Source organism: Corynebacterium marquesiae, from assembly GCF_030229635.1.
GTDB lineage: Bacteria > Actinomycetota > Actinomycetes > Mycobacteriales > Mycobacteriaceae > Corynebacterium > Corynebacterium marquesiae.
This window is the reverse complement of record NZ_JASPII010000010.1, coordinates 1-13,559: the sequence shown is the minus strand read 5'-3', so window position 1 is coordinate 13,559 and position 13,559 is coordinate 1. Positions and strand designations below refer to the sequence as shown.

The window sequence follows — 13,559 nt, the reverse complement described above, 5'->3', positions numbered from 1 at the left end:
CAAGGCTTCAACGATGTGCTTGCCCGGAAAATCTTCAACTGTCAGTTTGAGCTATGCCCTCTGGTGGTGTGACTATCGAATGGTGCTTACTCATTCAGAAGGCTTTCGCCCTTGGCCTCCAAAAGCTGTTCCATTTCGCGCATCTCAGCGGTTTGGACGTCGATCATTTGTTGGGCTAGATCCACGAGAGGCTGATAGCCACCGTTGTCGATTTGGTCCTGGGTCATGGCAACAGCACCTGCGTGATGGGAATGCATCAGCTGAAGGAACAGGGTATCTGCTTCCTCGCCTTCAAGTGTTTTTAGCTGGTCCAGCTGTTCTGGAGTGATCATGCCATTGGCAATGTGCTGGGAATGCTGCTCCATCAAGTCATGTTGGTCCCATTGTTCAGCCCAATCGACCATGGTGTCGATCTCTTCCTCTTGCCCGACTTTAATCCGGTCAGCTAAGTCCGCTGTGGCTGCGCTGGTGCCCTGGGCAGCCAGGATGATCTTGCTCATGTCCACGGCTTGTTGGTGATGTGGCGTCATCATCGCAAGAAAATGTAAATCCACTCCGTTAACTTCCGCGGGCTGATTAGCCCCGGCTGTCACCGCGACACCATCCTTGTCGGTTTGCGGGGCATCTGTGGTGTCTGAGTCCTGTCCGGAGCATGAGACGACACTAACCCCCAAGAGTGCAATGGCAATCAAGCCGGAGATGCGGTGTCGTAATGATGTGCTTGTCATGAATGGAGCCTTCCTAGGACTAAAGAATCTGACGCAGCGGCCAAATTAAGGATACCCCCCTAGGGTACCTTAGGGTGTGGACCACATGTTCGTTGCACTCACGGTTTATTCCACCTCAGCGCAGGTTGGGGGGCGGTCAGCAGTCTGTTGACTTGCGTTTACTTATCGATCTGGCCCGCTTTGTCAGGGGGCGCAGATACAAACGGTGCAGCAGCTGGACATGGAGGGGCAACTACCACGGTGTAGGCCAGATCAGGATTGCCCCACACTCATTGCCAAATAACGAGTTTTTCGCTTGGTCCAAATTCGTGCAAGATTTCTTGCATAAACGAAGGCCCGCCGACAGCACATCGGCGGGCCTTCTCCCCATGACTAATCTCTCGGTACCCAAGGAGGGAGTGGAGCGCACCCTCCTGCAAGCACCGCCCGTGATTAGGCAAGCCTAAGTTTATAAACCTTTCGTAGGATGGTCAAGGGTTTGCCCATAAATTTCTTCACCCTTGGCAAAAACACAGTTAACCTGCAATAACGAGTACAATCCGGAACCATGGCTGAGTTGAAATCCACTATTTCCGAGCAACTCCGCAAATTCTGGCGTGCCGACGAGAAGGAATTGACCGATTCCCCGCGTCGCGGCGTCGCCTCCCCTGCCGAAGCCACGGCACTGCGCGAAGAGGTCGCGACCGAAATCGCGGACCTCATCAAAGCGCAGAAGAGCAAGACCAGCCCCGGCGATACCGCCCTCGACGCCGATGCCGCCGCTACCCTTCCCCTTGGTGCCCGCATTAAGCCGCGCGGTGTCTTTGAAGATGACTGGGGCGCGCGTCCCACCACGCAGCGGCCCTGGCCGGTCATCCTCATCCACGGCACCTGCGATACCAAGGGCGTATGGCAAATCCTCGGCAATGAACTGCGCCAAGACGGCTGGGCGGTCTTCGCCCCCGACTACGGCCGTCGCGCCACCCAACCCCTCGCAGAATCCGCCCAGCAACTCGATGCTTATATCCACACCGTGCGCATGGCCACCGGCGCGGACAAGGTCATCCTCATCGGCCACTCGCAGGGCGGGCTGCTTGCCCGCTATTGGATGCGCATGATTGGCGGCGCCGAGCACGTCCTCCATCTGATGTGCATCAGCGCGCCAAACCACGGAACTACCTACGGCGGCATCGTCAGCCGCCTCATTCGCACCCCGCGCCAAGAGGCGGTAATGCGCTCCGTCATCGATGGTTGGTTCGGACCGGCGGGAATGGACCAAATTGTCGGCAGCGAAGCCCTACGCGAGGCCAATCGCGATGGCGATTTGGAATCCGGCGTGAGCTATACCTGCATTGCCACCCGGTCTGATGCCGTCGTGGTCCCACCCGAAACCTGTTTCCTCGACCCCCGCGGCGTCGCAGAGGGCACCGTCCGCAATATTTATGTCCAAGACTTCGACCGCCTCGCGATGGTCATGCATGAGGATATGCCGATGGATAAGCGCGTCCGCGCGATCGTGCGCACCATTTTGGAACTGGTGGAGAGCATCCCGCGCTAGTTATAGCCCCAGCTCATCGAGTACTGCGTCAAAGGCCGGACCCACCTGCGTGCGCCACAGCGTATCCACTTTCTGATCACCCCGGCCGGGCCCGCCATTGATAACGGCCACGCGCTTGCCCTGCTTCTTTGCCTCCAACACAAAGCGGTACCCGCTCATAACCGCCAGCGAAGACCCAGCAACCAGCAGCGAGCGCGCCTGTCCTAACACGGCAAAAGCGGCATCACGGCGCTCCGCCGGCACGGGCTCGCCAAAGTAGACCACGTCCGGCTTCAACAATTCAGAACCACAGCGCTCGCACCCTGCCATGCGGAAGGCTGCCACGTCTGCTTCAGCGAGCGTCACGTCACCGTCCGGGTTCACCTGATCCGCCTCCACCACGAGGCGTTCCAGGTACCCCGGGTTGGCTGCAGCTAGACGCGCATCGAAGTGCGGCCGCGCCTCCCGCTGCCCGCACATTAAGCACACGACAGTTTCCATATCGCCATGCAGCGCGACCAGGTTCATGGTTCCTGCCTGTTTATGCAGGCCATCTACGTTTTGCGTGACCACACCATTGACCAGCCCGGCGCGCTCCAGTTCCACCAGCGCATAGTGCGTACGATTCGGCACCGCAGAATCCATGACCCGCCACCCCACAAAGCTGCGCGCCCAATACCTATGGCTCGCGGCCGGGTCGTGGCGAAATTCCTGATAGGTCATCGGCCGGTGCCTACTAAGCGAGCCGCGCGGGCCCCGATAATCCGGCACGCCCGACTCCGTAGACACCCCTGCCCCGGTTAACACCATCACTGGGCCCTCGCGCAGCTGCTTTACGACGTCCCCTAAAGCCTTCCCTTCCTCCGTATGCGGCGCCGATTCCTCGACCACTCGGGCGATCGAACGCAGCGCGGACTGGTGGGCAAGGGAGACGGCGGGATCCATGCCCCCGATGCTAGCTTTCGGGCAAATGCTCTACATAAAGCCACTCCGAATCCAGCTCGCCGTGACGCGAGCACTTAGTATGCCAGCCATCGGGGCGCACCTGGGCCACCATGCGGCGGCCACAGATCTGGCAGTAGCGCGGCACGTCGAGGCCGGCTGCAGCCGCGGGGTGCAGCGCGAAGACCTCGTCGATCGGCTTGCCGGTATTCGGATGAAAAATCGGCTCGTCCCCGGAAAGGACGGCGGCAGCCAATTCGGATGTTGGCCCGAATAAACCAGGCACTACAGGGCCTTAATCGGCAGGTCGATGCGGTTCAACATATCCACATCCTTTTCAATCTGCTGGCCCAGGGTGGTCAGGTAGTTGCCGGCGATAATGGCGTTGATGCCGCCGAGGAGGCCGCGCTCAGTGCCGTCGTCGCCAAGCGAAAGCTCGCGGCCACCAGCAAAGCGCAAGGTGGTAGACGGCATGGCCAGGCGGAATGCCGCCACGGCGCGCAGGCCTTCACCCAAGGGAACCAGCGGGCGATCCGCGAAGGGGGTGCCCGGGCGCGGATCAAGGAAGTTCATCGGTACCTCGCACGGATCAATCTCTGCCAGCTGCGCGGCGAACTCGGCGCGCTGCTCCAGGGACTCGCCCATGCCGATGATGCCGCCGCAGCAGACCTCCATGCCTACCTCGCGCACGTAGTCGAGGGTCTGCTTGCGCTCCTCCCAGGTGTGGGTGGTGACCACATTAGGGAAGAAGGAGCGGGAGGTCTCCAGGTTGTGGTTATAGCGCTGCGCGCCCATATCCTTCAGGCGCTTCGCCTGCTCGCGGGTCAGGGTGCCCAGCGAGCAAGAAATCTCGATATCGACGGCGTCATTAATTGCGGCAATCGCCTCGCCCACCTGGTCCAGCAGGCGATCGTCCGGGGACTTCACTGCGGCCACGATGCAGAACTCGGTGGCGCCGGACTTAGCGGTCTTCTGTGCCGCCTCCACCAGTTCCGGAATGTTCAGACGCACGGCGCGCACCGGGGACTCAAAAAGGCCGGACTGGGAACAGAAGTGGCAATCCTCTGGGCAGCCACCGGTCTTAATGGAGATAATGCCTTCCACCGATACGTCCGGGCCACACCACTTCAGGCGGGTCTGGTGGGCAATATCGGCGATCTCCTCCAGCTGGGAATCCGGAACCTGCAATACCTGCAGTAGCTCTTCCTGGTTAAGGCCTTTGCCTTGCTCTAGGGCTTTCTCACGGGCGATGTCAACGATGCTCATGGTGGTAAACCCTACTTGAACGGCGTTCAACTTTGGTTAAAACCACATATAAATCTGTACGGAACTACCCTCGGGGGCATGACGCTTTATGATGACACCCTCTCCCTCCTCCAAGAGCTGATCCGCAATGCCTGCGTTAATGACCTCACGCCAGACTCCGGCCACGAGGTGCGCAATGCGGATAGCCTGGAAAAATTCTTTGCGGGCGAAGACGTGCAGATTGAGCGCTTCGAGTCCCACCCGGGCCGTGTTTCCATCGTGGTGACCGTCCCCGGCGATCCGGACAAGGAACCGCTGACCCTCATGGGCCACACGGACGTCGTCCCCGTGGACGAGCCGAAGTGGACCAAGCCGCCTTTCGAGGCCCTCATCGAGGACGGCAAGCTCTACGGCCGCGGTTCCGTAGACATGCTCTTCATTACCGCCACCATGGCCGCCGTCACGCGCGAGGTCGCCCGCGCGGGTAACACGGGCGGTACCCTCGCCTTCGTCGGCATGGCCGATGAAGAGGCCCGCGGCGGGCTCGGCGTGCGCTTTATGTCCGAGAACCACCCCGACGCCTTTTCCTGGAAGAACTGCTTATCTGAAACCGGCGGCAGCCACCTGCCCGGCGCGGTGGGCTTTAACGTGGGAGAAAAGGGCGCCGGCCAGCGCCGCCTGCACGTGCATGGCGATGCCGGCCACGGTTCCACCCCTTATGGCAAGGACTTTGCCATCGTGAAGATCGGCGAGGTGGCCCGCCGCATCGCCACCGCCGAACCGCCCACAGCCTCCAATGAAATCTGGGAGGGCTTTGTGCGCACCTTCAAGTTTGATCCCCAGACGGAGCAGGAGCTTATCGACGGCACCGGTGATTACTCCAAGTTCGGCAACCTCGACGCCTACGCGCATGCCTTTAGCCACACCACCATCGCCGAGACCGTCCTGCGCGCCGGCGGCGCCATTAACGTGCTGCCTTCACATGCCTATCTGGAAATGGATGTGCGCCCCTTCCCCGGCCAGACCCAGGAGGATCTGGATGACTTCCTGCGCAGCGCGCTCGGGGACATGGCCGATGAGGTAGAAATCGAACACCTCATCACCGAAGATGCCACGCAATCCTCCACCGATACCGAGCTATGGCGGGCGATTGAGGCCACCTCCAAGGAATTCTTCCCTGACAAGGCCGTCGTCCCAGTCCACGCCACCGGCGGCTCAGATCTGCGCTTCGCCCGCCGCAAGGGCGGCAATGCCTATGGCTTTGCCATGCACGCCGAGAGCCGCGATATGGCCAGCGCCAATTCCCAGCTGCACAGCCACGACGAGCACCTCTACTTGGAAGACCTCGAGCTCACCGTGCGCGCTTACCAGAGCTTGGTCAATCGCTTCCTAGGCCTGTCACAGGCGTAACAAGTGTGGCAAGATGTCTGGCATGAGCTTTGCACGTAAGTCCGCGCTGCTATCTGCAGCTACCGCCCTGACCGTAACCCTCGCCGCCCCTGCCGCTGCCCATGCCGACGCCGTCGATACCCTCCTTGCCAAGATGCCTGCCGGCCAGATTTCCTGCTCCCAGGCCAAGCAGTACTGGACCAACTCCGCCGACTATAACCAGAAGAAGTCCCAAGCTCTCGCCGTTGCCACCGTGCACCCACGCGGCAACGAGGTCCGCGACGCCATCGGCCGCATGGATGAGGCCATTGCTCGGTGCGGCCTGAACGGCACCACTGGTCAGGGCAAGCCGGTCAACACTGGCGGCCAGCGCGGCAATGCCCCCGCACCAAAGCCGGCTCCGGCCCCGTCCCCGGCGCCAGCCAAGAATACCAAGGTCATCGAGCTGGGCATCATCCCTGGCCAACCGACTGTCGACGTCCCATTCTTGGGCCAGACCTTCCGCATCCCGGACGCGGCCAAGATTGCCCAAAACGCTGTATCCCAGTTCCAGCTGCCGCAGATTCCGCAAATCCAGCAGCTACAGCAGCTGTCTTCTTTCTAAGACGCTGACTTGCTCGGACCGCTTAGCGGTCTAGCTGAAAATAGATCCCGGCATGCGCGCTGCAGCCGGGATTAAATTTATGCCCGCAGTGGGGACATGCAGGCGCGGCGGAATAAGCGTGGTAGTTCATCTCGGTGCGGCAGGCGCCGCAGAGGACTGAGGGGGCGTCGGCAAGCATGGGCCCAAACTCATGCTCAGTAAGCTCGGCGTGGCACAGCGCGCAAGCAAAATATTTCCCGCAGGTGGCGCACTTATTGGCCACCACGTCCAGCGGCGAATGCCAATGCTTGCACCGGCCTTCCGCATCAATCGCGCCGTGAATCTTCATGGCCGTCAGCATACGCGCCGCCCTGCTGCCACTGCTGCTTCTTTTCTTCAGACTTCTTGGCATTGCGCACTGCCTGAATGCCCACCACGATGGCGATGATGAGTGGTACCCACACCTTGCTGTAATCCATTAAGAATACGAGCCAATCGGGCGGATCGATGTCGATGTTGAAATCGATATTCGGCACCGGCAGCTCTATCTGCGGCAACTCCGGCACCGGGAGCGCGATATCCGGCAGATCGATATCCGGCAGCTCCCAATCCGGCAACAACCGAGACAAGATGCGGCTGATGATCGGGCCAAGCACGATCACCCCAATGGCCCAGCCGGACTTTCCCAGGCCACCCAAAAGCGGATACAGCACCCGCTTGAAGGAGCTTTCCTCCATGGCCTTGCGGCGCTTCTCCCCCAGTGAGCCGGCCGGGGGCTCGAGGGCGACTGCCTCCTCGCCATTGCGGTAGTACACGTCGAGGAGCTCGCCAAAGGGAGAAGCTTGGATATCTAGATAAGGTTTGCTGCGCGGGGCGGAGTTCTCGAGCAGGGTGAGGTCTTTTTCGATCTTCTTTTTAAGCGAATAGCGACCCGCACGCGGCCGATCGTGGCGGCTGCGTACCTGACCGTTCACCACAATCTGCAGACGTGGGCTCGGGTTCTTCCGCCAGAGCCGGAGGCGTTCCAGCAGGGTGGCATCGCCTGGAACCGGGGTGAAGTCCTTCGCTTTCTTAGGCCACTGGCCCATCTCCACGAACTCGGCATCGTATCCGCGCTGCACCTCAATGGTGCCCACCTCGGGGTGCTCTAGGCGCCACGTCTCCATTAGCTCTTCCCTGCCTTGGAGCCCACCGCGGCCCCCAGCTTGCTCGCGGCCCATGCCAGGAAAACAAATACTGGGAGGTATATCCAGGTGCCCTCGTTGAAGTAGAGGGACATGGCTGCAAAATACGCCAGCCCCGCCACGCAGAAAATGGTCCAGGAGGCGCGGAAAGTGGCGCCGTCGGCAAGAGCAATGACCACGGTCAGCACGGCCATGAGGATGAGCAAGGCGAGGCCGGGGACAAGGTGGTAGACAGCCGGCGGCAGGCCAACGAAGACCGCGGCCATGGCTATGGGCGCCCACCACTGCCACCAGACGCGGCTGGGCTCGTCTTTCGTTTCCGCTTCTTCTTCTAGCTCCTCAAACACGCACCCAACCTATCACAGGGCTTAAGGAAACTTATGGGGAAGAAATCCTCCCTGCGACCGGCCTAATCCTCCCCGCGGAGGATACCGCGCTGAGCAGTGCGTACCTAGCGTTAAGAGCATGAAAAGCACACCACTCATCCTCGCGGCGGGCGTAGTATTCGGCGCCATCTACGGCACCAATGCGCTCCTGCCAGACATGTATGACAACCCCACCTCTGAGGTGCAGGCCGGCCAGGCCCGCGTCCCCGGATTATCCTGCACGGAAGAAGATGGCTCTACCAGCAGTGAACCACGCTGGGACTGTGACGGCACCCAGATCCGCGCTAAAGAAGTCGGCGTACAGGACAAAGACCAAGCCACCCGCCGGTACCTCCGGGCAATGGGGGAAGGTACGGCCATACCGGAAGGAGACATCGACCGCGACGGGGATAAGCGCACGCTTAGCGATGGCGACCTCGTAGCCATCAGTATCGAGGGCGATGGCCCCACCACGTTCCTCTCCTTGCGCGGACCGCGCGCTGCAGAACTTGCCCAGGAGGTAGAAAAGGCATGAAGAATCTGTACTGGCTATCTATCGCTTTCGGCCTTGTAGTCGCCGGCTTCTTCTTGGCCGATCGCCGGTTTACCGAGGTTGGGCTCATCGGTGCGCTCATCTGCGCTGGCCTGACGCTTGGACTGGGATTCTGGTGGTTTAAGCCGCGGCCGATGTGGCAGGGCATCCTATGGGGTGCGCTCGCCCAGCCGGTGGTGGTGAGCCTCAACGACCAAATGGTGGGGATTTCAAACAAGCTGGGGCTTACCTACCTGGACGCGGCTTTTTACTCACCGCTTCCAGAAGAAACCATCAAGCTCCTCGGCGTTGTCATTATCGTTGCAGCCTTTAAGAACGTGCGGCATCCCTACCAAGCCGCCGCGATCGGCATGGCCGTAGGCCTTGGTTTTGATGCCATGGAAAATGTGCCGTTCATCCTCCACGCGGCCATCGATAACTTGGACGGCGACCTCTGGGGCGTCATCATTACCGGTATCGGACGAATCTTCACTGGCGCCTTTAGCCATGCGCTGTATACGGGGGTTGCGGCGTGGGGCGTCGGCAAGCTCTATGCGGGCGCGCGCCATGGGTACTGGCAGGTGGCCGGATTTTGGCTGGCCGCTATCGCCCTGCATACCTTGTTCAATGGCGCGACCATGATTGTGGGTGAATGGCCGGCGACCATCCTCGTTATCGCCCTCATCACGTGGGCGCTTATTATCTGGGGCCTGCGATTCATGCGCAAGCAGAACAAGAAATTCGCGGCACAAAGCAGCGAAAATTCCCTACCCGCTAAAGATCCGGAATATAGCTCCTGAGCTGGTTCAATGTGGAGAAAAAGGCTCGTGTCCGAGGGGTGTTATAAGGTGTGAATCGTACACAAGTTCACACGATGATTTAGGTACGATGCGCCATGGAAGAACCCTACTTTTCCACGACCAACACCACCGACCCCACAACACGCTTAGCCTTTGAGATGCGAAAGGCGGAATACGAGTTCTGGGTGAACCAAGTCCCGGAGCTCGATTCTGATTTCGAATTAGTTACCCAATCCCTCTACCGCACCACCGGCGTTAATGAAGGGAGGATCGGCCATATCCTCATGGCACTGCACCGCCTGGAGGAGCTGCCCGAGCTCCAAGCGCTGCAGCACCGCCTCTACCACTTGGACCTCGACCGGATTATTGCCATCAATAAGTCCCTCAACCGCTTGGGCAATCCGACGCCAGAGGTAGTGGCGCGCATCGATGAGCAGCTCACCGCCTACCTCACCCCTACCCGGCCCAACCAGGCCATGCGCACACAGGCGCAGATCAAGCGCAAGCTCAACGAGCTTATCAACCTCGCCGATGACACGCTAGCCGTCACCCAGGGCCCTACACAGCCGCGCTACACCATGGAAAATTGGGGCGATAACACCTCGGCGGTGACTTTGAGTGCGGACCCGGCGGTTATCGCGAGCGTCGATAAGTGCGTCCGGCAGACCGCGCTGGAGCTAGGTTGCTCGCTTGCCGACGCCGCCGTTGCGCTCCTCACCGGCCGCACCCAAGCCCCCGAGATCATCCTCAACGCCTACAAGGCCACCGACGTGCCCAATTCCCCGGCGTTTATCGAATCCGTAGGCTGGCTCGACCCGGCGCGCTCCAATGCGCTGCCCTACACCAAAATCCGGGAGATGGATCCTAACCACGAGGTCAAGGGCTACGTCACTCCCGCCGCCATGGCCGCATACCTGGAAGGCGTCGACGGCACCTGCCGCTACCCGGCTGCAACCGCCCAGCATCTGCCTGCCAGAAGGACCACCGCATCAACCACGCGGACGGCGGGCCGACCGCCCCGGCAAACCTCACCTGCTTATGCCAGCACCACCACAACATAAAGACCGATGGCCGGGCCTTTTATGTCATGGACCCACATACGCGCGACATCATCTGGCTTTTTGAGGACGGCACCTGGACCACCACCGAACCCTCCGGCCCGCTGGCACACAAAAACAAAAACTGGGTCCAGACCTTCGCCCAAACCATGACTGCCCACCGCGCCCGGGCATATGAAGAGGCCCAAGAGCTCATGCGCCAGCAGAAAACCACCCCTAGGGAGGAGGAATAAAACCGCCAGCTTCCCTACAGTGGCTGGCATGACGCAAAATTTATTCACGCTAGATGAGCTCGTAATTACCCAAACCAAGTCCTTCCTCAACGATCAGTTCATGATCACCGATATCAACGGCACCCCGGTGGGCACCATCCTTCAGTCCACCAGCCTCAAAGACATGGTGTTTAAATCCTCTCGCAGCTTGGAGGTCGCACTCACGGATGCTGAAGGCAACCCGCTACAGACGGTCATGACGATTTCGGACCCGCCGAATTTTCTGCGGGATACCTATGAGGTGCACTTGCCGGGAATCGAAAAGCCCATGGCCGTCATTACCAAGCGTTTCTCCATGCTCAAGACAAAGTTGGACTTGACCATGGAGGGCTTTGCCGACGTCGAAATTCACGGCGACTTCTGGGATTGGAACCTTTCCATCACTTCAGAAGATCGCCTGCTTGCTGACGTCTCTAACGAATGGACTGGCATGGGTAATTTCTTCATGGGCAAAAACACGTATCGCCTGCGCATCACGCCGGGCCTCAATGAGCAACATCACGCCGCCATCATCGGCGCCGTGATGAGCATGGATATGCTGCGCACTAAGCAAAAGAACAGAGAGTAGATGTCTGCTACGATATGAACATGTTCACTGAACCTGTTCATAAAAACTCACGTGCGCGCTCGAAGAACACAACGCGCCTAAAGGTATTAACCGCTGCAGGCGAACTTTTCGAAACTACGGGATATGCCGATACCAGCATTAGAGAAATTGCGAAAAAGGCTGGTGTCAGCGTTGGCACAGTCATGTCTGTCGGCGAAAAGCGCGCACTGCTGGTTCAAAGCATCAGCCACAAAATTGCAAAGATTCATGACGGACTCAGGACTCAACCACCTGGAGATCTCATTTCGGTCATCAATCCATTTTTGGAGATGTTTGCAGGACACAGCGAACTATCCCGCGCTTACGCATCTGCTCTCATTGAACTTGGCGATCAAGGGCAAGAGCTCAGACGCTTGGAACATCTTCTCACGGAAGAAATCCTTCGACGTCTCGCGGCATCAAGATTGACCGAGGATGAGTCTCGCGATCTTGCAGGAGTCTTGTATCACGCCTATCTAGGTTTGCTAATCGGCTGGGCCGCCGGACTTTATTCGTCGCAAGAACTAAAAGACCAAGCACGCACAATCATCAATCGCCTAGAAAGCGTATTTGGAGTCCAACTATGATTTTCGACGAAACAGCCCCTATCTGGCCTTCCATTCTCCTTGCCGTCATTCTTTCAGGCGACGTCATACTGTCAATTCGTCCCGTTAAGTTCATTGAAAAATGCCTCACCGGCGTAAAATTCCCACGCCAATGGTGGTGGGCTCTCATCTATATCAAATGCGTCGCGATTTCCGGGCTGATAGTCGGACTTGCCTACCCCGGAGTCAGAGTTGCGGCACTAGCAGGCATCGTCACATATTTCTTTGCTGCAGCCTTCGCTCACCTGAAAGCCAAATTCACCGGCACCGAATTCTGGGCTAACTGTTTGGGCATGCTTATCCTTTCCATCGCGGCGCTAATTGTAACGCTCGCCGCATAATGCAGAAAGGAGTTCTACATTCCCGTAGGCACTTTCAGATCTAACCCCTATTAGGTGGACACCTGATGCCCAGTCCGGTTAGGTTGGGTACAAAGGTAATCTACCACCATGTCTAGGTACTCCGAACAGTTCAAACGCGATGCCGTAGCACTCTACAAGAACAATAAGGAGAACTCGCTGAGCTCAGTGTCAGCATTGTTTAGAATCAACCGTGCATCACTGCATTCTTGGACTAAGCTCTACGCACCGTCAAACACACTCGTACGAAAACCGTCCATGATAAAGCCCATTCCGCTTTTTCACCGTGGTAGAGATATTTGCGTATTCTTTGCGGCATAATCTAAGGGATACACAACGGATTGCTCAGTACATGGGGATTTCTGGACCTTGGCCACGGAAGTTTTCGGTCAAAAATCCGAACTCGACTTCCCATATATGATACTCACTCGGTAAGAATGAAGGCTCCTTTTTCTGCCGAGAAACGACCTCAGTTTGAGCTGCTTCACGCGTGGTAAATGCAGCCAATATATCTGGGCTCATTTCTTGGAAACGCACGGAGGAATGTTGCGCATACCCCTCCCTAAAAACGAGATAGACAAGTCTCGGGAAACGAGACTTGTCTAGTTTTCCGTCCCAGCCGTCAAGGGGAACTTCTTCAGTCCAACAGGTTATACCTGGAGAATCAACATGCTCGCCCATGGCACGCTCCTGCTCTCTGGTTAAAGCTATTCCGACAAATTCTTCGTCAGACGTAGCTTCCGTACGCGCAAAGAGCACAAAAATTTTAGCCTGGTTGCTGCTATCTGAAATTCTACCTATTAAGCCTTGCATATGGGGTTGACCGCAATTCGTGGACACGTAGTGGGGCTACCTAGTGTTTAGGCAGCTATTTCTTTTCTACTGGTGGTTAGACCAATGTGGTTTTCGAAGTCGACGGGACTGACCATTCCTAGTGCAGAGTGCCGGCGCCGACGGTTGTAAACGACTTCCATCCAGTAGGCAACGGCCTTGCGCGCAGCATCGCGGGTAGGCCAACGCTTACGGTCGTAGAACTCGGTTTTAAGCGTCGACCAGAACGACTCAGCCATCGCGTTATCAAAGCACACACCAGTACGCCCCACAGACTGAGCAATGCCCAGGTTATGGCAGACTTCCCAGAGCTTCTCGCTGGTAAATTGCGTTCCGCGGTCAGCGTGGAACACCAGCCCATCAGGAACGTCACCGCGCAGTGTATATGCCATCCGCAGGGCCCGTTCGACCAGGCATGTATCTTGAACGCTATCCATCGCCCAGCCCAGCACCCTGCGGGAATGGCCGTCGCGGACCGCACACAAGTATGAAGTGTCCCAGGTTTTGTTCCGTTTGAGTAGATGGGAAAATCTGGAATATGCCAAGAAAATTTGACCAGGATGC

Annotated in this window: 19 protein-coding genes; 10 read left to right on the top strand and 9 right to left on the bottom strand. The window is 58.4% G+C overall.

The window, feature by feature from the left end; genetic code table 11:
• Positions 1–86: 86 nt before the first annotated feature.
• Positions 87–728, bottom strand: a complete 642-nt coding sequence (locus QP971_RS07665) for a DUF305 domain-containing protein (RefSeq protein WP_284811282.1) — start codon at positions 726–728, stop codon at positions 87–89.
• A gap of 547 nt (positions 729–1,275) precedes the next feature.
• On the opposite strand from QP971_RS07665, the gene QP971_RS07660 reads away from it, so the two are divergent.
• On the top strand, positions 1,276–2,265 hold the full coding sequence (locus QP971_RS07660; protein WP_284811284.1) for a lipase family alpha/beta hydrolase: 990 nt from the start codon (positions 1,276–1,278) through the stop codon (positions 2,263–2,265).
• Here the strand turns inward: QP971_RS07660 and QP971_RS07655 are convergent, their stop codons facing one another.
• The 3 genes from QP971_RS07655 to bioB are packed head-to-tail and all read right to left on the bottom strand — an operon-like array spanning position 2,266 to position 4,452.
• A complete protein-coding gene (locus QP971_RS07655) occupies positions 2,266–3,189 on the bottom strand; it encodes a Sir2 family NAD-dependent protein deacetylase (RefSeq protein WP_284811286.1) in 924 nt (307 codons plus the stop codon).
• Between the two features lie 10 nt (positions 3,190–3,199).
• Positions 3,200–3,472, bottom strand: coding sequence for a biotin synthase auxiliary protein BsaP (bsaP, locus tag QP971_RS07650; RefSeq protein WP_239273663.1), 273 nt, complete (start codon positions 3,470–3,472; stop codon positions 3,200–3,202).
• Complete coding sequence (gene bioB, locus QP971_RS07645) at positions 3,472–4,452, bottom strand: biotin synthase BioB (RefSeq protein ID WP_239273662.1); 981 nt, start codon at positions 4,450–4,452, stop codon at positions 3,472–3,474. The genes bsaP and bioB overlap by 1 nt, the downstream gene beginning before the upstream one ends.
• A gap of 78 nt (positions 4,453–4,530) precedes the next feature.
• Here bioB and QP971_RS07640 point away from each other — a divergent pair, with 78 nt between their 5' ends.
• Together QP971_RS07640 and QP971_RS07635 are read left to right on the top strand one after the other, a co-directional pair.
• The gene (locus QP971_RS07640; RefSeq protein WP_284811289.1) at positions 4,531–5,841 is read left to right on the top strand and encodes a M20/M25/M40 family metallo-hydrolase; all 1,311 of its coding nucleotides are present in this window, start codon (positions 4,531–4,533) and stop codon (positions 5,839–5,841) included.
• Between the two features lie 22 nt (positions 5,842–5,863).
• Positions 5,864–6,424, top strand: a complete 561-nt coding sequence (locus tag QP971_RS07635) for a hypothetical protein (RefSeq protein ID WP_431831080.1) — start codon at positions 5,864–5,866, stop codon at positions 6,422–6,424.
• A gap of 22 nt (positions 6,425–6,446) precedes the next feature.
• Here the strand turns inward: QP971_RS07635 and QP971_RS07630 are convergent, their stop codons facing one another.
• Genes QP971_RS07630 through QP971_RS07620 form a run of 3 tightly spaced genes read right to left on the bottom strand, consistent with a single transcriptional unit; the run spans position 6,447 to position 7,934 of the window.
• Positions 6,447–6,752 (bottom strand): CHY zinc finger protein, encoded by a 306-nt coding sequence (locus QP971_RS07630; RefSeq protein ID WP_239273658.1) that lies wholly within the window; start codon positions 6,750–6,752, stop codon positions 6,447–6,449.
• A complete protein-coding gene (locus QP971_RS07625) occupies positions 6,730–7,569 on the bottom strand; it encodes a hypothetical protein (protein WP_284811293.1) in 840 nt (279 codons plus the stop codon). Before QP971_RS07625 ends, QP971_RS07630 begins: the two co-directional genes overlap by 23 nt.
• A complete protein-coding gene (locus tag QP971_RS07620) occupies positions 7,569–7,934 on the bottom strand; it encodes a heme transporter (protein ID WP_269954019.1) in 366 nt (121 codons plus the stop codon). The genes QP971_RS07625 and QP971_RS07620 overlap by 1 nt, the downstream gene beginning before the upstream one ends.
• 118 nt (positions 7,935–8,052) lie before the next feature.
• Between QP971_RS07620 and QP971_RS07615 the strand changes: the two genes are divergently transcribed.
• From QP971_RS07615 to QP971_RS07585, 7 genes are all read left to right on the top strand, one after another.
• A complete protein-coding gene (locus tag QP971_RS07615; RefSeq protein ID WP_284811296.1) occupies positions 8,053–8,487 on the top strand; it encodes a hypothetical protein in 435 nt (144 codons plus the stop codon).
• Positions 8,484–9,284 carry a PrsW family intramembrane metalloprotease gene (locus QP971_RS07610; protein WP_284811298.1) on the top strand — a complete coding sequence of 267 codons (801 nt, stop codon included), beginning with the start codon at positions 8,484–8,486 and terminating at the stop codon, positions 9,282–9,284. The genes QP971_RS07615 and QP971_RS07610 overlap by 4 nt, the downstream gene beginning before the upstream one ends.
• A gap of 95 nt (positions 9,285–9,379) precedes the next feature.
• Positions 9,380–10,345: an HNH endonuclease gene (locus QP971_RS07605; protein WP_284811300.1), complete on the top strand. Its 966-nt coding sequence runs from the start codon at positions 9,380–9,382 to the stop codon at positions 10,343–10,345.
• Positions 10,346–10,371: 26 nt separating this feature from the next.
• A complete protein-coding gene (locus tag QP971_RS07600; RefSeq protein ID WP_284811302.1) occupies positions 10,372–10,575 on the top strand; it encodes a hypothetical protein in 204 nt (67 codons plus the stop codon).
• A 28-nt stretch (positions 10,576–10,603) separates the two neighbouring features.
• The gene (locus QP971_RS07595; protein WP_284811304.1) at positions 10,604–11,182 is read left to right on the top strand and encodes an LURP-one-related/scramblase family protein; all 579 of its coding nucleotides are present in this window, start codon (positions 10,604–10,606) and stop codon (positions 11,180–11,182) included.
• A 20-nt stretch (positions 11,183–11,202) separates the two neighbouring features.
• On the top strand, positions 11,203–11,787 hold the full coding sequence (locus QP971_RS07590; protein WP_239206188.1) for a TetR/AcrR family transcriptional regulator: 585 nt from the start codon (positions 11,203–11,205) through the stop codon (positions 11,785–11,787).
• Positions 11,784–12,146, top strand: a complete 363-nt coding sequence (locus tag QP971_RS07585; protein WP_239206186.1) for a DoxX family protein — start codon at positions 11,784–11,786, stop codon at positions 12,144–12,146. Before QP971_RS07590 ends, QP971_RS07585 begins: the two co-directional genes overlap by 4 nt.
• Before the next feature lie 363 nt (positions 12,147–12,509).
• On the opposite strand, the gene QP971_RS07580 is transcribed toward QP971_RS07585, so the two are convergent.
• Complete coding sequence (locus QP971_RS07580; RefSeq protein ID WP_284837129.1) at positions 12,510–12,923, bottom strand: hypothetical protein; 414 nt, start codon at positions 12,921–12,923, stop codon at positions 12,510–12,512.
• Between the two features lie 101 nt (positions 12,924–13,024).
• Positions 13,025–13,559: IS3 family transposase (locus QP971_RS07575; RefSeq protein ID WP_431831081.1), on the bottom strand; the 535-nt coding region annotated here is incomplete at its 5' end.